The organism is Candidatus Thiodiazotropha sp. CDECU1, assembly GCF_963455295.1.
GTDB lineage: Bacteria > Pseudomonadota > Gammaproteobacteria > Chromatiales > Chromatiaceae > Thiodiazotropha.
Map to the genome: position 1 here is coordinate 4,060,267 of NZ_OY734020.1, position 20,920 is coordinate 4,081,186.

The window sequence follows — 20,920 nt, forward strand, 5'->3', positions numbered from 1 at the left end:
GCGAAACAGTGATTGGCCCCGAAGTTTCACCATTGATAGCGGCGCCATCCCCTGGAACTTAATCCAGACTCTGGATGCATATTTTCATTTTCACCCCTAAAATACCGCCAATTACAGAAAAATGAGTTGTGGGAACATGAAACTTAAAAAGTTAGGCCAGCAATTGATAGTGACCCTCACCCTACTCGCAGCAGCACATCCGGGCTGGGCGGAACAGGAGCAGGCTTCAGAAAAGGGAGTAAAATCCGAAACCAGCTCAGAGGAGACGGTTCCGGCAAACCTGAAATCGCCCCGTGCCACCATGGAGACCTTTCTCCATGCCATGAACGATATCAAGCGAGGCGCACCAAACAGGATCGAGGCGGCAATATCCACCCTCGATCTATCCGACATCAACCAATTGGTGAGAAAAGAGCGGGGACAGGACCTGGCCTGGATGCTGCTGGAGGTGCTCGATCGCACAAAAATCATCGATGTTAAAAAAATACCGAGCCGTATCGAGGGATCGAGGTACCTGTTCAAGCGTTATATGAACGGAGAGATCGCCATCTCACGTAGCGAATCCGGGCGCTGGCTTTTCGATCGCAATACCATCAACAGTCTGCCTGCCATCATGGATGAAGTGGCGAGCGCTGAACGGGTCACCGGCGAAAAGGATGAGGCCTCATATGTCCCCTGGCATATCCGCTTTCGGCAAAAGGTGCCTCTATCACTGAAACAATCCACTTTTCTGTTGCAGAACTGGCAATGGATAGGTCTTCTGCTGACCATCCTGGCTGGTGTTGTCATCGACAAGCTGATCACCCTGTTTCTGAAGACCAGCGTTCGTCGCTGGCGTAACGGCACCCGTCACAACGAGTTCAAAGAGATCTCGGAAGATATTCTGCGTCCTCTCGGCCTGATGGCGATGGCAATCGTCTGGTGGGGCAGTCTCAATCTGATGGGGCTACCGGAAAATGTCATGCTGGTGTTGTTGTTGGCAGTGAAGTTCCTGGCCAGCATCTCAGGGGTATGGGCCGCTTATCGACTGGTCGACCTGGTTTCCGCCTATCTGCATAAACAGGCAGAGCTGTCGGATAACAAGCTGGATGATGCGCTGGTGCCGCTGATACCCCGCACCCTCAAGGTATTCATCACGGTCATCGGCTTTGTGTTCATCGCCGACAACCTGAATGTGGACATTTCCAGCCTGCTGGCAGGCCTTGGACTGGGTGGCCTGGCATTTGCCTTGGCGGCGAAGGATATGGTGCAGAACCTGTTCGGCTCGGTAACGGTGCTGATGGACCGCACCTTTTCGGTAGGGGACTGGATCATTGTCGACGATGTGGAGGGAAGCGTGGAAAGAATCGGCTTTCGCAGTACCCGGGTCAGAACCTTCTACAACTCAGTGGTCACGGTACCCAACTCCAAGTTCATCACCGCCACGGTGGACAATATGGGTGAGCGTCGTTATCGCCGTCTGTCATGCAAATTATCACTCACCTATGATACGCCACCGGACCGTATCGAGGCATTTTGCGAAGGGGTGAGGGAGTTGGTCAGGCAACACCCCTACATGCGAAAGGATTACTATCATGCCTATCTGAATGAGTTTGCAGCTTCATCCCTCGATGTGCTGCTGTATGTCTTTTGGGAGACACCGGAATGGAATACCGAGTTGCGTGAGCGCCATCGTTTTATGCTCGACATCCTGCGCCTGGCGCAAAAACTGGGGGTTGAATTCGCCTTCCCAACCCAAACCCTATATATGAAAAAAGAGGATGAAGCAGCAGCTTCAGCAACGGAGATGGATCAACAACAGGCCTTTGAACTTGGCCAATCCCATGCCAGAACCATCGTGGCAGAGACCACCGGTAGCGGCGTCAAACCACCACCCGTTGTGTTTCCACCCGTTTCGTAATCAATCGCACAAATCCGTTGGGTGCGGCTTGCTAGATCAATCAGCTCACCAGCAGTCTATCCACCAGCTGGGTCAATCGATCCAGCGCACCTCGATTCTGCTCCACCAATTCCCTGCCCGCTTCACCCACGCGGCTACGTTCGCTGGCGTCACTGAGCCAACGGCTCACCTGATCAGCCAGCTCTGCCACCGAGTCGACTTGGACCGCTGCCTGGTGATGAAGATACAGCTCGCTGATCTCGTTGAAATTGAACATGTGGGGACCGAATACCACAGCCACGCCTTGCGCGGTCGCCTCCAGAATATTGTGTCCCCCGTGAGGCACGAGGCTACCACCAATGAAGGCGATATCGGATGCCCCCAGGAAGAGGGTCAATTCACCCATGGTGTCACCGAGAAAGACAGCGGTATCATCATCACAAGGCAGTTGCTGGGTTCGCTTCACAAGTTTAAAACCTGCCTCTTCAACCAATTGCCCCACCCGCTCGAACCGCTCCGGGTGGCGGGGCACCAATACCAACAATGCTTCGGGCAGGGCTTGCCGAATGCTTGCATGGGCTTGCAGGATCAGTTCATCTTCGCCCTCATGGGTACTCGCTGCGATCCATACCGGTCGTTGCCCTCCCCACTCCCGGCGCAGCACATCAACGCGCTCCAACAGACTCCCGGGCAGGTGTACATCAAACTTGATACTGCCGGTTACCTCGATCTTTTCGGGTCTCGCACCCAGGGTATGGAAGCGCTCTGCATCCGCCTCGGCATGGGGAGCGATCATGGTAAGGTTACGCAGCGCATCCCGGGTCAATCCCGCAACCCGGTGATAACCCTTGGCAGAGCGTAATGAAAGTCTGGCATTCGCAAGCAGGGTTGGTACACCCTCCAGCTTGGCGTAGTAGATCAGGTTGGGCCAAATCTCAGTCTCCACCAGGATCAGCAGCCGGGGCTGGAATGCGATTAAAAACCGCCTTACCACCCAGGGCAGATCGATTGGCGCATAGAGATGTGTCACATCACTGCCAAACAGCGCTTTGACCCGGTCGGCACCGGTGGGTGTGGTGGTGGTTATGAGCAGCGGCATATCGGAGTAACGATCGAGAAGGCGCCCGACCAGTTGGGCAACCGCCTGCACCTCGCCCACCGAAACCGCATGTACCCAGATCCCACCCTGTTCGATAGGCGTTTCGAATATACCCAGCCGTTCCAGCCAGCGTTGTCTATAGGCAGGCGCCTTGAAACCACGCCAATAGAGCCGCAGAAAGTAGACTGGAACCAGTAGGGTCAAAATGAGTGTATAGATATAGCGCATCGAAATTCCGTCTCGACTCGCTTAATCCAGGGTCTCGAACTGATCGCTGAACTGATGTCGGCAGAGTTGATAATAGACACCCTTTCGATCGATCAATTGCTGATGCACACCCTCTTCAACCAGTTCACCATCCTGAATAACCAAAATCTTGTCCGCATGTTGAATGGTTGAGAGGCGATGGGCGATAACCAGGGTGGTTCTCTCCTGAGTCAAGGCCTGTAAGGCGGCCTGGACATGTCGCTCCGATTCGGTATCCAGTGCTGAAGTCGCCTCATCCAGCAGCAGGATAGGCGCATCCTTGATCAGCGCCCTGGCTATGGCCAGCCGCTGGCGCTGCCCACCCGACAGACGCACCCCATCCTCACCGATCAGGGTATCGAATCCATCGGGCAGGCGCTGAATGAACTCCAGGGCATGGGCACTTTTCGCCGCCTCGACTATCTGCTCCTGACTGACCTCGCCCACAGCCCCATAGGCGATATTCGCCGCCACGCTATCATCAAAGAGTACCGAGTCCTGCCCCACATAGGATATCTGTCTGCGCAGACTGATCAGACTCAACTCCTGAATATCGATAGCGTCAATCAGTATCCGCCCTCCCGTCGGGGTGTAAAAACGGGGAATCAGATTGGCAATGGTTGTCTTGCCTCCTCCAGAGTGACCTACCAGTGCCACCGTGGAACCCGGGGACATCTCGAAACTGATCGGTTTCAATGCATCCTTATCCATACTCGCATAACGAAACGAGACCGCTTCGAAGGACACCCTACCCTCAATATTGTCGATGCAACGCTTGCCGTTATCGGCTTCGGGCTGTTCATCCACCAGGCTGAATACACTCTCCGCCGCGGCTAACCCCTTTTGTAGGGGTTGATTGATACCGGTGAGTCTCTTTAAGGGTGAAAAGAGTAGGCCGATAGCCACCATCAACGAGACGAAACCACCAACTGTCAGCTCTCCCACGGCTGTCTGGTGAGTACTGACATAGACCAAAGCCGCAATCATCGCTGCGCCGACAAACTCGACCAACGGCATATGTGCAGAACCGGCCACCTTGCTCTTCATGTTATAACGACGCACCCAGTTCGCACGTTCCATGAAACGCCGTTGCTCATAAGGTCGACCCTCGAAGATCTTGATCACCTTATGCCCTCTGATCGACTCCTCCAGGACCTGGGTCATCACTCCCATGGTCTGTTGCAAGGCCCGGTTCACCCGGCGTAAACGAATCGCCAGGTAACGCACCGCGATAACAATAACCGGCATCGCCAAAAACACCGCCAGGGTCAACAACCAATTAAGGTAGAGCATGTAGGCCAGCAGACCGATGATAATGATCGTATCCTTGACCAGGGTTGTGAGCACCTTGGTTGCCGCCATGGTGACTTGATTGACATTGAAGGTGACTTTTGAAATCAAGCTGCCTGTGGCATGGGCATCGAAAAAAGCGGTACCCATGGTCAGGATTCGCTCAATCATCATCTTGCGTAGATCCAGCACCACCTTCCCGGCAACCCACTCGAAGGCAACACCACTGATGAAGTTCATGATGCCACGGATGCTGAAGAGCAGGATCAGCAGGATCGGCGACCAGAAGATAATCTCCGGATCCTTCTCCACGAAGCTGCCGTCCAGCATCGGTTTCATCAGCCAGGGAATGGCCGGTTCGGTCAACGCCAACACCACCATGGCCGTCAGTGCACCGCTGAACTGGCGCCAGTAGGGGCGCACCCGCTTCAGCAGTCGTAGATAGAGTTCACGACCTGTCATGCCGGGGCCGGATGGCGCTCCGGTCTCATTCGACATCGCGCATGGCCTCCACGATACGGCTGGTGGAGGCGCCTTCCAGGTATTCGAGCACCCTCACTTCACCGCCGTTTTTCACTACACAATCGTAACCGGCTATCTCCTGTGGTTGATAATCCCCTCCCTTGACCAGGAGGTCCGGTTTGATATCACAGATCAACGACTCCGGCGTATCTTCACTGAACGGTACAACCCAATCCACCGAGGCCAGGCCTGCCAGGACCGCCATGCGCTGATTGATACCATTAATCGGTCGCCCTGTTCCCTTCAGGCGTTGCACAGAATCGTCATCGTTCACCGCCACCACCAAACGGTCTCCCTGTTGTTTGGCTTGTTGCAGGTAACGCACATGCCCCTCGTGAAGAATATCGAAACAGCCGTTGGTCATGACTATTCGCTCACCCTGGTAGCGCGCCTCATGCGTGGCCTCACGCAACTCATCCCGGGTCAGGATGGTGTGGAAGTCTCCCTGCCTGCGCAAGGCACCCTTCAGCTCACCCAGGGAGACACTGCCCGCGCCGAGCTTCGCCACCATCAGGCCGGCCGCCACATTCGCCAAACCCGCTGCCTCCTGTATCGGCATACCAGCCGCCATTCCGCTTCCCAGCACACCGATTACCGTATCCCCGGCACCGGTCACGTCAAACACCTCCCGGGCCCGGGTTGGCAGGTGCAATGGAGGGGCATCCTCATGGATCAACAACATGCCACGTTCGCTAAGGGTGATCAGCAACGCCTTCAAGTTGAGCTTTTGACGTAACTCGATAGCTTTTTCATTGAGTTCCCGATCCGACTCGCAGGCACCGACAACTGCCTCGAACTCCTTCAGATTGGGGGTCAGCAGGGTGGCGCCCCGGTATTTGGAAAAATCCCCCCCTTTCGGATCCACCAGAACAGGTATGCCTCGTTCGTTGGCGGCATCGATCAGGCGTTGCGGCTGCTGCAGGGTGCCCTTGGCATAATCCGACAGAATCACCAATTCAGCACCCGGCAGTTGTTGCAGACAGAGTCGGTCGAGTTCGGTCAGATCACAGCGCCACAAGGGCTGCTCGAAATCGAGTCGAATCAGCTGTTGATGCTGGCTGATCACCCGCAGTTTGGTGATCGTGGGCAGACCCTTCTCTACCTGCAGGTAACAGGCCACACCTGCCGCTTCAAGATGCTGCGCCAGGGCAGTGCCGGCCTCATCCTTACCCACCAGGCCGCACAGGTCCACATTGACGCCCAGGGAGGTCATATTCAGCGCCACATTGGCACCACCGCCAGGACGCTCTTCACGCTCGTGCACATGTACCACAGGCACCGGTGCCTCGGGTGAGATCTTGGCCGCGGCACCCTGCCAATAACGATCCAGCATAAGATCGCCTATTACCAGGACCCGCGCACGGCTAAAGTCGGGAAGATGAAATTGCATTAAACCGTTAACTTATCAGCTGGGTAATTGAGTGACATTATACATTTAGCGTGTTTGCGGCAAGCCGCACCCTACAAATAATCGAAGTACGGGGTGTGGCTTGCCGCAGCGGAAAACGACAGATCCGTGCATAATAAACAATCGAAGCAGTAAAGGTAACAATCTGAATCCAGGTTGATGCACAGCGGTTAATGGCAAAAAAACGTAAACACCACCTCTATTCCCCACGCTACTGGCCCACCTGGGCAGGGATGACTATGCTTTGGCTTCTCAGTCAGTTACTTCCCTACAGCTTGGCAATGACCGTGGGGCGCCTGCTGGGTAAGCTGATCTATCGTGTCTCACCCACACGTCGTCATATTGCCGCCGTGAATCTCAGCATCTGTTTTCCCGAGAAGAGCGAAATCGAGCGTGAGCAACTGCTGCTGGATCACTTTCACTCCCTGGGCATCGGGATTGTGATGATAGGTTTCGCCTGGTGGGCCAGGGATGAGAAACTGCGGTCCCTGGTTAAAATTGAAGGGATTGAGCACCTGCAACAGAGTCTGGATAGGGGCAAAGGCACTATTTTATTGAGCGCCCACTTCACTGACCTGGAGATCACAGGCAGGTTGCTGAGCCTGTTCCAACCGATTGCGGTGATGTACCGTCCCCATGAAAATCCGGTCATCGAATGGGCATTCAGTCGCAATCGTCGCATGCGCTTCGAGGCCGCGATAGCGCGTAACGACATACGTCAGGTGGTCAGGACACTAAGGCAGAACCTGCCCGTATGGTACGCCCCCGATCAGAGTTTCAAGGGACGCAACAGCATCCTGGCCCCTTTTTTCGGTGAACCTGCCGGTACCAATACCGCCACCTCCCGCCTGGCAAAGATCAGCGGTGCCGATGTCATCCTCTTCAGCGGCTATCGAAAACCGAATGGCAGTGGTTATCACCTGGTTATACATCCACCTTTGAACGACTTTCCAACCCAGGATGTCCAACAGGATGCGACACGCATCAACGGCCTGATTGAGATGGCTATCGGTTATGCCCCTGAGCAATATCTTTGGATACACCGGCGCTTCAAGAAGCGGAAAGTGATTCCGGACCCCTACTAGAGCCTGTTTATAAACCGCATATCCTTGGATAAGCATTTTTCACACCCGCTCGTGGCAGCTATACTAACGCCTTTTCCAACATGGCCTAGGGCCTGTTAACACTAATCCAATGCACTCTGTTGTGCCTGAAAAAACGCCAATCAAGGCGCGAGGAGAGAAGTTTGGTCACTCCAAATGAACGACGAGCAACGCTGAGTGGCGCTTTTTCAGGCGCAACCCGAAGGGCTGGGGCTGTTTTTGCGCCCAGCGGCGTTATCATTCGCTCATGTAGCCGGGCTACACCACGCTCATTCTGCCTTGCTGGGCGCAAAAACAGTCCCAGCAGAGCGCATTGGATTAGTGTTAACAGGCCCTAGATGCCAGCAATCAGCGTTATCATCCCCTGCTATAACCATGCACGCTACATTGCGCAGGCGATCGAAAGTGTCATCCGGCAATCCTTCAGTGATTGGGAACTGATCATCATCGACGACTGTTCCCAGGATGACTCCTGGCCTGTGATCGACGATTTCACCGACAAACGAATTCACGCTACCCGACATGAGCGAAATCTGGGCGCCCACACCACCATCAACGAGGGACTGGCGCTGGCGAAGGGTGATTTCCTGACAATACTCAATTCGGATGACACCTACAGTCCGGACAGGTTACAAAAACTCTATACCAAGGCAACAGAGGAAGGGATTGCCTTCCTGGCAACCAGAGTGCAACCGATCAGCGCCGATGGCTCACCCATGGATGACCCGGACAGCTACTGGCACCAGTGGTACTCAGGACTACTCGAGACCTATCGGGAAAACAAGCAACTCCTGACCGCTTTGTGCAAGGGTAATCTGCTGATTACCACATCGAATTTCTTCTTCAGCCGCGAGGTATACGATAAGCACGGTGGATTCGCCGATTACCGCTACGTACACGACTATGAATTCGTCTTGAGACTGATACTCGCAGGGCACAAGACCGACCTGCTGGACGACAGCGCTCTGGTGCAATACCGCATACACGGCGCGAACACCATCCAGGAGAACCCGGTTGCGGCGATTATAGAAACCTTTCAACTATTGAGCGGATCGACACCTGAAATACTTGCCCATTCCCGGCAGTATCGCGACACTAATCTTTCCCTCATCAAACAACAGTTAGACTGGCTTGGTGACAATGTGCAGGCCACGATTGAGCAAAAAGAGACAGCTCATCAACAACAGATCGCCTCACTTACACAACATATCGAAGAGAACAAAAAACAACTCGAGCAGAATTACCAACAGCAGATATCCGCCATCTATAACAGCACCTCGTACCGCCTGGGAAACAAAATTGTAAGTCCTATTCAGCGCGTCCGAAATCGGCTGACACGCTTCCTCAACAGAAAAGAACATCGGATACACAACATACAGGAGACCCAGGCATTCATCCTTAAAAATCGCCACCGGCTCAAATGTGTCTCATTCGATATCTTTGACACCCTGCTGGCCCGGGTCATCGAACCCCCTGAAGCGGTACAGATGGCGGTATGCCGTGAACTTGCGGCAATCCTGGGCGGAGACCATACCGCTGCAAGCGTATGCCAGGCACGGCAAAAAGCGGAACTACACCTGCGCACGCTGGCGCGGGAAAACAGGGGTGACGGTGAGTGCCATTTCAACGATCTGGTGGATGATTGGGTGGAACAGCTGGATGCCGGGATTCCCAAGCAGCGGCTGGCAACCCTGATCCACAAGATCGAAGTCGAAATGGAGTGTCTCGCCCTGTATGTCAAACCCGGTATGCTTGAGTTGCTGGACTGGATCAAACAGCAGGATCTCACCCTGATCGCCACCTCGGATATGTATCTTGGAGAACGACATATCCAGGAGATCCTGAGTGATAAGGGATTACTGCACAAGCTGGATGAACTCCACGTCTCTTCAGAATCGGGCCTATGCAAACACTCGGGCAAGCTGTTTCAGCATATCCTTGAACAACATGGATGGAGTCCGGAGGAGCTGCTGCATATCGGAGACAATCCGATCTCCGACAGTCAGGCATTGCTGACTCAGGGCGGGATCGGCCTGCATCTGCATGAAAAGCATGAATTGATTCGACGCAGGCATCAGGCGCTGCATCACGAAATGTGTCACCACGGCGGCCCCTGGCCTGGCATGTGGTTTTCACAGGTATACGATGCGCTACTGGCACAACAGGCTGACAGCCAGGAGGAAAACAGCTTTTTCTATCGATATGGGCGTCATCAGCTGGCACCTGTATTCAATATTTTCATGGCCGGTTTGATTGAGGCTGTCAGACGGGATCGGATCGACAAGCTCTTTTTCGTTGCCAGAGACGGCTTTATTTTTCAGCAACTCTACCAGCAGTGGAAGGGGGATGATTGTCCCCAGGGCGACTATCTCTATGCGTCCAGAAAGACCATCATGGCCGCATCCATCAGTCAGGGCATGACGGTCGATCAGGCCCGTATGGCACTCTTCAATCCAAAACAGCAGGGACTACTATCGATATTGAAAACCTTCGGCCTGGACAGGGATGAGTTCGAAGCACATGCCCATCGCCACGGTTTCAAAGCGATGGATAAACCTCTCACCGATCACCGGGACAGACGCCTCAAGAGTTTTCTCGATGATCCGGAAGTACAGGCCAAAATCAGCGCATACGGCACCCTTTGCCAGGAACGCCTGGAACGCTACCTGGAGCAAATGGGTTTCTTCACCCACCACAACATCGCCTTTGTGGATATCGGCTGGAACGGCACGATCCAGAAATATCTCAAGCGCGCGTTTGGCCATCGCCACGACTTCCCGAAAATGTCCGGTTACTATTTCGCGTTCGTCGGCAAGATCCATAAGGAGTTCGGCGAGGATAACCGGGTGCACGGCCTGCTGTATGACGCCAACAGTGACCAAGAGGCATTCAAAACCGCCGCCGAGTTCGAGGAGCTCTTTGAGCAGGGCGCGCGATCCCTGGAAGCGACCACCCTGGGTTATGCGGATGATGAGGGAACCATATCACCCATCCTCAAACAGGATGACACCGCAGACCGAATAGCAGAGATTCATTGCAATGGATCAATCAAACAGATCCATACCGGTATCCTGTCGAGCACCGAGGCGTTTATCAATGCCCACCGCTTGACGGGATTGGACTTCGCTCAACTGCGGCCGTATGGTTTCGCCCTCCTCGAGCGATCCATTATCTATCCCACCAGAGACGAGGTTGAGCATATTACCGGGCTTGCCCACAGTGAAGACTTCGGCCATGAGAATATCCTGAACCTGAAAGCACCACCCATCAGACTTGGTGGCGTGCTGTTTCACCCACGCGCGGTATGGCACAACCTGCTCAATGCACCCTGGAAGGCAGCCATGTTTGTCGACCTCCCCACCAAAGCATGGAACTTCATGTTCAGGGTCTTGAAAGTAGTGAGACACTCGTGAAAACGACAACACATAACAACAAACAATCTGAATCGAGTAACAGCTACCTCAGTCCATCGAGACTGTTTCTCTATGCCTTACCCTTTCTTCCGCTGCTCAAGCGGGGTGTGCCGTTCTGGCCGGGTTTGTTTCCACTGCTGGGCTACTACCGTAAATGGATCGCCCTGCATATAAAAAACCGGTTGCTCTGACCCGGGGTTCAATCCATGGCTGATTAGGGCCTGTTAACACTAATCCGATAGGCTCTGCTGGGACTGTTTTTTCGTCCAGCAAGGCAGAATGAGCGTGGTGTAGCAGCGCTACATGAGCGAATGATAACGCCGCTGGGTGGAAAAACAGCCCCAGCCCTCCGGGTTGCGCCTGAAAAAGCGCCACTCGGCGTTGCTCGTCGCTCATTTGGAACAACCAAACCTCGCTCCTCGCGCCTTGATTGGCGCTTTTTCAGGCGCAACAGGGCCTATCGGATTAGTGTTAACAGGCCCTAGGCCCTGAAATCATTAAAGAGGGTGGTTAGTGACCATCCTGCAACCATAGCAACGCTGGTAGGCGCCTGACGGTTGTGTTTCGTAGTAGCGGCAGGGATGCCGCGTAAGCCCCGTCAGTAGAGGGAGCTACTGTTGGGGCGTCGGAGAAAGACAACCGTCAGGCGCCGATGGTTGGAAAAACACATTATGAAGGGCGTCAATGATGTTCCAACAGGTAGCGATAGAGCTCCACATAGGTCTGCATGATCGCATCCCTGGCGAACTCGCTTAGCGCCCGCTGGTGGCCGGCCTCGGCCATTCCCTGCCGCAACTCATCGTTACTCAATGCCCGCTCGATCGTCTGGGACAGGGCCAAGCCATTTTCACATTCGAACACAAGCCCATCCTGTTCATGCCGAACCACCTCGCTGGCGCCCATGGAGGCTGAAGTAACCAAAGGCTTGGCATATCCCCAGGCCTCAATGATGACATTGCCAAAGGGTTCAGCGTAGGTGGAGGGAAACACGATCAGGTCCGCAAGGCGATAGTAGGCATCCGGATCGAGTTGCCAGCCTGTCCAGACGATTCGCTCATCGATGCCTGTCGTCTTCGCCTGGGCATGCAGCGCCTGTTGCAGCGGCCCGTCACCCAATATCACCTGGCATACGGGTCGTCCTGCCACCACTGCGGGTAAACGGGCCAGCGCCTCCAGGAGGAATCGATGACCCTTGAAGGGTACGAATCTGCCCGGCGTCATCAACACCCAGGCATCCTCGGGAATGCCGAGTTTCGCCTTCAAATCCACCGGCGGAGGGCCAGGCGTTGGCAGATCGGCAAAATTATAGAGATGGAAGATACGCTTTTGCGGCAGCCCCGCCTGCAGAAGATAGTCACATATGCCCTTGGTGTTACCGATCCACGCATGGGCATGTCGATAGCCGTCCACTTTATAGTATCCGCCCAGCCGGGCCACATGCACCGGATCGCCTGCTGCTGAGAGATGGGTAAGTCGGGTCGCCCGGCCCATATAGGTCTGTACTATGTCCGGTTGTATCTGTTTCACCAATCGCTTCACTTCGAAACGCGAAAGCGGATCCCATACCGTACGCATGGGAAGCGCATACCGGGTCAGACCCGGCCAGTGGTCGCCATCGAGTTCATGACCGCTACGTACCCCGACCTCGGTGGGATGTCCCATCTCTGCAAGGGCCAGGGAAAAACGTTGAAACCAGCGCTCTGCCCCACCAAAGGATTTACTCCCGATAAGCTGCAGTGTATGTAACTCAGACATGCCTAGCCTTCCACCTCAGGCATACCCAGCAAATTCCGATACACGGCCAGATTCCCCAACACCATCTGTTCCACGGAAAAACCACGTCGCATCTTCTCCCTGCCGGACTCACCCATCCGCTGGCGCAATGTTTCGTTTTCCAACAATTGATGGATGGCATTGGCCAGGGCCTCATCGCTGCCAGGCGGTACCAAAAGACCGTTCACACCATCCTCAACCGCCTCCGGCATACCTCCCGCCTCCACGGCCACGATGGGCAGACCGGCACTCGCCCCCTGCAGCAGTGCAACACCCAGGCCCTCCATCAGCGCCGGATGCACCAACAGGTCGAGACAAGGCAGGAGCCGAGGCAAATCGTCGCGGAATCCGGCCAGGGTTACATGTTGTTGGAGCTGCAACGCCTCGATCTGTTGCTGTAACAATTCCCGCGACGGCCCCTTGCCGAACAGCAATAGATGCACCTGGGGAAACGCCTGAATCAACTTCGGCATTGCCTGCAACAGATAGCGATGGCCCTTGCGGGGTATCAGTTGCGCGGCCACACCCATCACCAAGGCATCCTCCGCGAGACCGAACTGCTCCCGGAACCAGGTCTTGTCACAGGGCTGTTGATAGAGATCCACATCAACGGCGCTGCGCACGCAAACCAGCTTATCCGCCGGCATACCCTCCTGACTCAGCACATCGGCAATACCTTGGGATATCGCGATCACGCGATCATAGAGTCGATACTTCGACGCTACCAGCCACGGATGTTCAGGGTTGTCTACCCGGCGCGACAGTACCGACCTGACCCCTGACAGACGCGCCGCAATGCCGCCCAGAATATCGGCCCCCCGACGGCTGTGAATATGCACCAGATCGGGGTTGTAGTGTTGAATGACCCGCTTCAGACGAAAAATCAGACCCAGATCGTGATCACCGCCCATGGGTATCTCTTCCACTGCCTCACCGATCTCATGCACCGCCTCGGCCACCGCGCTACCCGTTGGGCATACCAGGCATGATTCGACACCTTGCTGCTGCAGACCCGACAGCAGATAGACGACCTGCCTGGCACCGCCATAGAGGTGCATTCCGGCTTCCACATGCAGAACCCTCACATCACCCCCAGTTCGAGGCCGGCCAAGCGGGAGGCCCGCTGCATTACCTCTGCTACCGTGATATCACGCATACAGTCGAATGAACCATTACAGGTGGGTTTGCGTTTGCAGGGTGAACATATGCGGGGATGATAGATCACCTCAGCATTCTCATGTCCGGTATCAAGGTAGGGCCGGGTTGAACCAAACAGGCAGAGAGTAGGACGATTCATGGCTATGCCCATATGGGTCAAACCGGTATCGACACCGATAATCAACCTGGCCCGCTTGATCAGGGCCGCGGCCTGTCCCAAAGAGGTCTCACCCACCATGCTGATCAAACCATCCTGACCCTGGTCTATGGCAGCAGAAGATGCTTTATCGCCAGGCCCGCCAAGCATTACAACCGGCATCCGCCAGTGTGCCTCGATGGCAGCCAGCAACTCATTCCAGGCGCTGTTGAACCAGTGCTTTTGCGGCCGGGTGGTGAAAGGACAGATCGCGATAAAGCCATGCTCAAGCCCTTTTGCAGCAATCCAGGCATCCGCCAGGGAACGATTGGTTTCACTCAAGCCGATATGCATCTCAAAATCGTTCACCGGCAGTTCAAGCAGCTGCGCGAAATAGTGATACTCAGACGCGATACGTGATGGCTCCCCGCCCTTGGCTATGACCTGGCTCATCAGCCGTTGACTCCCCTCCCTGGAACCCAGGCCGATACGGCGTTTGGCACCGGATAGCCAGGCAAGAAAGCCGCTTTTCATCAAGCCCTGCACATCCAATGCAACATCGAATCGAGACGCCCTCAATTCACCCCTGAATTGCCGGATCGCCCGCCACAGACGCAGCCAGCGTCGCTGTTTCCAATACGTCTCCCACTCCTGCCTCGGCCACACGATCACCCGATCCAACTCGGGATGGCAATCCAACAGGCCTTTCGATTCTGCCTGCACAAGCCAACTGATGCGCGCCCCTGGATAGCGCTGCCGAATGGCATGTATCAGAGGCGTTGCAAATATGATGTCGCCGATAGCACTCAGGCGAACGATCAAGATTGATGGACTCTCGAGATCAGACAGTTTCACGGTGTTCAGGGTGGAGGAAGACCAATTCCCGCTTACTAAATTCCGCCTATAGTACAAGCTGGCTGGCGAATATGTTAGCGTTAGCCGTTATCAATTAACCGGGTCGCCGGGTTAATATAAATTTCAACACATGCAGAAAGTCGACAATCCCGAGCTGATCTATCTGGGTCGAAGCCGGTTGCACCGCAACCGTGCCAATTTGATCCAGACTCTACATACAGTCGCCGCCCTGACTGAGATCGGGATAAGGACCCGGCTCTATCTACCTCCCTGGCACCACACGGTCTCCCCGCAACAGCGATGTGAGGAGATGGGGATCCCCCTGGTGCCTGATATTCGTGGAGTTCAGCTGTTGCACCGGCGTTGGCCCACATCCCTGTTTCCACGCCTCTACAAAAGACTGCTGAGCAAGGCTCGAGCCATCTATGTCCGTGCACCGGAACTGAGCCTTGGATTGGCTGCGCAAGGCATACCGCACCACTTCGAAGTACATACCCTGCAACCGATGCGGAACAAGGGGGTGTTGAAGACGATCATCGATTATCACCGCCAGGGACTGATCGGTCAGCTGATCCCGATCAGCCAGAGTGCTGCGACAGCCCTGGTGTCAGCAGGCGCCGACGAGACCCGTATCCATGTCAGCCCGTCCGGTGTCGATTTGCGGCGCTTCAATACCCTACCCGAGCTTGATCCGGATCGACTCACCAGGCCCAGGATCATCTATCTCGGCAGAATCAGCAAAGACCGAGGCCTGCAGATCCTCACCCACTTGGCAGAACAGGGCAGTGGCGAGGTGCGCCTGGTGGGTGATTGTGATGACCGACTACCGGATATACCCAATCTGCACCACCAACCAGCCGTCCCCCATCGGGAGGTGGCATCGCTGTATGCCGAGAGTGAACTGGTGCTGTTGCCCTACCAGCAGGCACTGAGCCATGCTGATGCAATCAGCCCCATGAAGCTGTTCGAGGCCATGGCCGCTGGAAGAGCGATCATCGCCAGTGACATTCCGCCACTCAGAGAGATTTTGCGACATGGCCATAACGCCCTGCTGGCAGACCCGGAAAATCCTGCCGCATGGGAAGCGGCGGTAAAAACACTTATACACAACCCCCAACTGGCAGGTAAACTTGCGCAGCAGGCACGGCAGGACGCCATGCCCTACAGTTGGCCCGACAGAGCGGAAGGCATTGCCCGGGCAATCGGCCTGAGAAACCAGGCCCTCGATTAACAGGAAACACCATAGGTTATGTTGGAGTTATTTCGGGCCAGCCTTACCCCGATACACACATCTGCTACGAAGCTTGAAAAGATAGGTAACTGGGCCGGTCTAATCGGCCTCTATCTGTTCTCATTCTTTGCCCTGTTGAGTATTGCAGGCGCAAACCTTGGGCTGGGGTTGATGATTATCGGACTGATGTTGTCCAGGCAGGCATTGAGAGCGCTGTTTTCTCAATCCATCACCTGGTTCTGCCTCCTGATCATTTTATATATTCTGCTGCGTGCATTCTGGTCCATTGGAGAAATTGCCGCCGATCAGGAGACCCAGATAAACCAGGCCAGGGATTGGATACAACTGTTTCTGTTTTTTATTCCAGCCTGGTGGTTAAGCCAATCGACGCATCGCATCAGGATAAGCGTTACCCTGATGTTCAGCGGGTTTGCCCTTGGGATGCTCACCGCGCTGGATAGCGAAACCCTGTTGCAGGCCTTGCAAGGGGTCCGCTCAGGACTCCATTTCGGCAAACCCATCATTTTAGGTTTCGACTGTGCAGCGGCCATTCTCGGCCTAACGGCCCTGGGCATGTACAGGCTCGATGCCCAACATGACCCCAGCAGACGCAACCTGGCGTTGAACCTGGGGCTGATCATGATTGGCACGCTGTTTTTTACCCAGGGCCTTATCATCAGCCAGTCCCGTGGCGTCTGGCTGGCGATTCTGTTTGCTCTGCCCATGCTCTTTCTGACCTTGCGCTACGCAGCTCCACCACGTCAGCGGACTCCAATCCGGTTCCGCTATCCTCTGCTAGGCCTGTTGCTGGTCATGGCCATGATTCTCGCCATAAACTGGAACACCATCAGCCAACGCATCACCAGCGAAAGCACCGAGTGGAGCGCGATCGTCAACGAGGGACTCGATAAGGCACCCCTGGGCTCCTCATCCTATCGCCTGCACCTGTGGCAGTTTGGCTTGCGAAAATGGCTTGAGAGACCCTTTTTCGGCTGGGGCCCCGGCACAACCCACGCCTTGGTTGAGGCGGAAGACGATATCAACCTGCAAGACCCCCCCGGCTCCAGTTTCGATCACCTGCACAATGCCTATCTGGAAGTGGTCTTCCAGCTAGGTATGTTTGGCATCGCGCTGGTGGCCCTGATCAGCGGCCTGATGATCTACAAATTGATGGAGAGTTACCGGCGAAAAAGGCTATCAATCTACTTTCTCGCCTTTTTGATGAGTAATTTTACCCTGATTGCCATCTACAGCCTTACGGACTTCAGACACCTGCATTGGAATTGGCGTTTCTACTGGCTGATGATTGCCGGCGTCACGGTTGCCTTTGGCATGATCCTCCAATCACCTGCACGCCGGTCAGATCATGAGCACGCAGACTGAGAGGCGTCCGGACCTTTCGATCCTGGCATCATTCTCCGGCGAGGGTGGTGTGGAGCGCATGGTGCTGAACCTGGTAAATGCCATCGCCGAACGGGGTTTGCAGATCGATTTGCTGTTGATCAAAACCCGCAGCAGGCACCTGGATGAGATTCATCCCGCTGTCAACCGCATCGAACTGGGTAGTCGCCATACCGCGACCAGCCTGCTGCCACTCGCCCGATATCTGAGACGGACACAGCCTCCCTGCCTGCTTGCGGCGAAAGACAGGGCTGGACGTATGGCTGTTGTCGCTCGCGCCCTGGCGGGTGCTTCCCATACCCGACTGCTACTCCGGTTGGGCACCAACCTGACTGCCGCATTTGCGCATAAATCGCGCTGGCGACTGTTTTTACGCCAACTACCGATCCGCCTGATCTATCCAGGTATCGACCGGATCATCGCGGTATCCGAGGGTGTCAGGCAAGACACGCTGGCGGTTTCGGGTCTCGACCAGGACCGGGTTGTGGTGGTTCGCAATCCTGTCATCACACCCCGGATGATAGAAGCGGCAGCGGCCCCGACACCACATCCCTGGTTAGGCGATCCCAAATATCCCGTGATTCTCGGTGTCGGGCGCCTCACATTGCAGAAGGACTTCATCACCCTGCTGCGTGCCTTTGCGGTTGTTCGCGAACTCCGCCCCTGCAGGCTGATCATCCTCGGCGATGGTCGTGAGCGGGAAACACTGCTCAACCTGAGCCATGAATTAGGCATTTCGGAGGCGCTGGCACTCCCCGGATTCACCCCCAATCCCTACGCCTATATGAAGCGGGCGAATCTGTTTGTACTCTCATCCCGTTGGGAGGGCTCCCCCAATGTTCTGACAGAGGCGATGGCCCTCGGCACACCCGTGGTATCCACCGACTGCCCGAGCGGACCTAACGAACTGCTCGGTGAGGGACGCATTGCACCACTGGTTCCTGTTGGTGACTGGCAGGCACTCGCCGAGGCCATGCAGAGAGTACTCGACAGCCCACCGGAGACAACCCTTCTGCGCGAGTCCGTACGGGAATACAATGCACACCAGAGCGCCAACCACTACCTGGAGATCATGGGCCTAGCCAAGATTCGTTCCGATGCTATTGTCAGTTAAATACAACTTTCTCTTTGTGCATATCGCCAAAACCGGCGGCACCAGTGTGCGCGCGGCACTACAATCCCTGCGCTGGCGCGATCCCTGGTACTACCCCATGTTTCTCTGTTCACGCCTCAGTCACCTCAGCGGGCATAGGCTGGGCAGTAAATTCCCCAGGCATTCACGCATCATCGCCGCCAAGGAGATGCTTCCCGAAGCGTTCTTCAACGAGCTTTTCAAGTTTGCGATTGTGCGCAATCCCTGGGACCTGCAGGTGAGCTCCTATCACCATATTCGTCGCGAGCGGCCTCATCTGATCACCCATATCGACGACTTCGAGCAATTTATTCGCTGGAAACTCGATCCGGAAAGGCCCTACCAATACCATATCGATACTTCGATTCAGTCACAGCTCGACTACCTGGTCGATCTGCAGGGCAATATCCTGGTCGACTTCATCGGACACTACGAAACCCTGGCCGATGACTTTGGTGAGATCATTCAACGCATCGGCGCCAAGCATTTACAATTGCCCCACAAACGTAAAGCCACCGACAGAAAGAAAGACTATCGCAATTACTACACCGATGAACTGGCCGAACTGGTAGCTAACCACTTTTTCAAAGATATCGAGACGCTTGGATACAGCTTCGATCCACCTGCAGACGCCTTTGGTGGATGATGGCGGATCATTAAAACCAACACCGCCCCCTTACCGAAACCATAACTCGTCAGAATCAGACTGGCGTACATATAGACATTGAACGTCGTTGTGCCCGGCCCATTGGGTATGAACTGTTCAGACACGGGATCTCACCACGCGACTATAGATCGAGCAGGTGAAACAGTTCCGATGACAGACAAGCCATTGCAATCATGTCATCAATGTAGCTTGATAGCCGGATCGACACTCCTGCGCAACATGCGCGCCAGGGTGGTCAGCCCGGTGCGCCACCAACCGAATAGGGTCAGCTGATGCATCTTGTAGAGGGATAGGTATACCCAGCGGGCGATCCAGCCGCTGACCCTTACGCTGCCGGTAATCGCCCCCATCAGGCTGCCCACGGTGCTGTAACGTCCCAGGGTCACCAGAGAACCGTAATCCCGGTAGATATAGCGCTTGTTGAAGGATTGACCCTTGAGCCGTCTCCCCAACGCCTTGGCAACGAATGAGGCCTGCTGGTGAGCGGCCTGGGCACGGGGCGGCACCAGCTCTCCCTCCTCGTTCATGACACAGGCGGCACAGTCACCGATGGCATAGATGCGGTCGTCATCCTCCAGGGTCAGATCTCCATGCACCTTAAGCTGGTTGATGCGGTTGGCCGCAAGACCGAGTTCGCCGAGGAAGTCGGGACCTTTGATACCCGCGGCCCAAACCTTGATAGTGGCCGGTATCACCAAGCCGGAGGCAGTATGGATCTCATCGGCCGTCACCTTGGTGACCTTTTCCGAGACATGCACCTGAATCCCAAGCCCCTCCAGCTCCTCTTGAACCTGGCCGGAAAGCTTCTCCGGCAGGGCAGGCAGGATGCGCGGGCCTGCGTCAAGGATGTGCAGGCGGATGTGGTGGTCCGGTTCGATGGTCTCGAAACCGTACTGGGCGATCTGGCGGGTAACCTGGTGGAGCTGGGCCGCCAGTTCCACACCCGTGGCGCCAGCACCGACGATGGCCACGTCCAACTGCCCCTCCCGCAAGGGTTCATGCTGGGTATTGGCGCGGATCAGCGCCTCCAGCAACTGCTGTTGAAAGGCATTGGCCTGGGATTTGGTATCGAGCATCAGACAGTGCTCCTTGACCCCGGGGATGCCGAAATCGTTACTCACACTGCCGATGGCGAAGATCAGGTAATCGTAGCTAAAGCTGCGGCTGGGGATCAGCTCCTCCCCCTTGTCGTTTAGCAGTGGGGCCAGGATAATCTTGCGTTCGACCCGGTCCAGGTCAGTCATCACACCAAGACGGAAACGATAGTGGTTCCAGCGCGCATGTGCCAGGTAACCCAGGGCATGCTGATCCGGATCGAAGGTGCCCGCCGCCACCTGATGCAGCAGTGGCTTCCAGACGTGGGTCCGGGTGGCGTCGATCAGGGTGATCTCCGCCCTGCCCCGCTTGCCGAGCTTCCTGCCGAGCCGGGTGGCGAGCTCCAGGCCAGCGGCTCCGCCGCCGACAACGACTATCTTCGGTGTCTCGGACATCGATGGCTCCTGATGTGATAAAAAAATTCGAAGTGGGTATTAATTTAACTTAGAAGGACAAACTTTAACAGGTTGTCCTATGCCTGTCTCGCTTCAAACATCGTGCCGACGATCTCA

At 55.5% G+C, this 20,920-nt stretch carries 15 protein-coding genes; 8 read left to right on the forward strand and 7 right to left on the reverse strand.

The window, feature by feature from the left end; all coding sequences use genetic code 11:
* Window positions 1-136: 136 nt before the first annotated feature.
* Complete coding sequence (locus R2K28_RS18590; RefSeq protein ID WP_316366835.1) at window positions 137-1,900, forward strand: mechanosensitive ion channel family protein; 1,764 nt, start codon at window positions 137-139, stop codon at window positions 1,898-1,900.
* 40 nt (window positions 1,901-1,940) lie between these two features.
* On the opposite strand, the gene waaA is transcribed toward R2K28_RS18590, so the two are convergent.
* From waaA to hldE, 3 genes are read right to left on the reverse strand one after another with little or no spacing between them, the layout of a single operon-like run.
* On the reverse strand, window positions 1,941-3,206 hold the full coding sequence (waaA, locus tag R2K28_RS18595; RefSeq protein WP_316366836.1) for a lipid IV(A) 3-deoxy-D-manno-octulosonic acid transferase: 1,266 nt from the start codon (window positions 3,204-3,206) through the stop codon (window positions 1,941-1,943).
* A 21-nt stretch (window positions 3,207-3,227) separates the two neighbouring features.
* Complete coding sequence (gene msbA, locus R2K28_RS18600) at window positions 3,228-5,012, reverse strand: lipid A export permease/ATP-binding protein MsbA (protein WP_316366837.1); 1,785 nt, start codon at window positions 5,010-5,012, stop codon at window positions 3,228-3,230.
* Window positions 5,002-6,426 (reverse strand): bifunctional D-glycero-beta-D-manno-heptose-7-phosphate kinase/D-glycero-beta-D-manno-heptose 1-phosphate adenylyltransferase HldE, encoded by a 1,425-nt coding sequence (gene hldE, locus R2K28_RS18605; RefSeq protein ID WP_316366839.1) that lies wholly within the window; start codon window positions 6,424-6,426, stop codon window positions 5,002-5,004. The genes msbA and hldE overlap by 11 nt, the downstream gene beginning before the upstream one ends.
* A 191-nt stretch (window positions 6,427-6,617) precedes the next feature.
* Here hldE and lpxL point away from each other — a divergent pair, with 191 nt between their 5' ends.
* From lpxL to R2K28_RS18620, 3 genes are all read left to right on the forward strand, one after another.
* Complete coding sequence (gene lpxL, locus R2K28_RS18610) at window positions 6,618-7,529, forward strand: LpxL/LpxP family Kdo(2)-lipid IV(A) lauroyl/palmitoleoyl acyltransferase (protein WP_316366840.1); 912 nt, start codon at window positions 6,618-6,620, stop codon at window positions 7,527-7,529.
* Window positions 7,530-7,885: 356 nt separating this feature from the next.
* Complete coding sequence (locus R2K28_RS18615) at window positions 7,886-10,960, forward strand: glycosyltransferase (protein ID WP_316366843.1); 3,075 nt, start codon at window positions 7,886-7,888, stop codon at window positions 10,958-10,960.
* Window positions 10,957-11,151, forward strand: a complete 195-nt coding sequence (locus R2K28_RS18620) for a hypothetical protein (RefSeq protein ID WP_316366844.1) — start codon at window positions 10,957-10,959, stop codon at window positions 11,149-11,151. The genes R2K28_RS18615 and R2K28_RS18620 overlap by 4 nt, the downstream gene beginning before the upstream one ends.
* A gap of 490 nt (window positions 11,152-11,641) precedes the next feature.
* Here the strand turns inward: R2K28_RS18620 and R2K28_RS18625 are convergent, their stop codons facing one another.
* The 3 genes from R2K28_RS18625 to R2K28_RS18635 are packed head-to-tail and all read right to left on the reverse strand — an operon-like array spanning window position 11,642 to window position 14,882.
* Entirely contained in the window at window positions 11,642-12,715 is a 1,074-nt protein-coding gene (locus tag R2K28_RS18625) for a glycosyltransferase (protein WP_316366846.1), read from the reverse strand.
* A gap of 2 nt (window positions 12,716-12,717) precedes the next feature.
* The gene (locus tag R2K28_RS18630; protein ID WP_316366849.1) at window positions 12,718-13,818 is read right to left on the reverse strand and encodes a glycosyltransferase; all 1,101 of its coding nucleotides are present in this window, start codon (window positions 13,816-13,818) and stop codon (window positions 12,718-12,720) included.
* A complete protein-coding gene (locus tag R2K28_RS18635) occupies window positions 13,815-14,882 on the reverse strand; it encodes a glycosyltransferase family 9 protein (RefSeq protein ID WP_316366850.1) in 1,068 nt (355 codons plus the stop codon). Before R2K28_RS18635 ends, R2K28_RS18630 begins: the two co-directional genes overlap by 4 nt.
* A 130-nt stretch (window positions 14,883-15,012) precedes the next feature.
* On the opposite strand from R2K28_RS18635, the gene R2K28_RS18640 reads away from it, so the two are divergent.
* Genes R2K28_RS18640 through R2K28_RS18655 form a run of 4 tightly spaced genes read left to right on the forward strand, consistent with a single transcriptional unit; the run spans window position 15,013 to window position 19,292 of the window.
* A complete protein-coding gene (locus tag R2K28_RS18640; protein ID WP_316366851.1) occupies window positions 15,013-16,113 on the forward strand; it encodes a glycosyltransferase in 1,101 nt (366 codons plus the stop codon).
* 18 nt (window positions 16,114-16,131) lie between these two features.
* The gene (locus R2K28_RS18645; protein ID WP_316366853.1) at window positions 16,132-17,496 is read left to right on the forward strand and encodes an O-antigen ligase family protein; all 1,365 of its coding nucleotides are present in this window, start codon (window positions 16,132-16,134) and stop codon (window positions 17,494-17,496) included.
* Window positions 17,480-18,628, forward strand: a complete 1,149-nt coding sequence (locus R2K28_RS18650; protein ID WP_316366854.1) for a glycosyltransferase — start codon at window positions 17,480-17,482, stop codon at window positions 18,626-18,628. Before R2K28_RS18645 ends, R2K28_RS18650 begins: the two co-directional genes overlap by 17 nt.
* On the forward strand, window positions 18,612-19,292 hold the full coding sequence (locus R2K28_RS18655; RefSeq protein ID WP_316366855.1) for a sulfotransferase family 2 domain-containing protein: 681 nt from the start codon (window positions 18,612-18,614) through the stop codon (window positions 19,290-19,292). Before R2K28_RS18650 ends, R2K28_RS18655 begins: the two co-directional genes overlap by 17 nt.
* 200 nt (window positions 19,293-19,492) lie before the next feature.
* Here the strand turns inward: R2K28_RS18655 and R2K28_RS18660 are convergent, their stop codons facing one another.
* Entirely contained in the window at window positions 19,493-20,803 is a 1,311-nt protein-coding gene (locus tag R2K28_RS18660; protein WP_316366857.1) for an NAD(P)/FAD-dependent oxidoreductase, read from the reverse strand.
* Window positions 20,804-20,920: the final 117 nt, after the last annotated feature.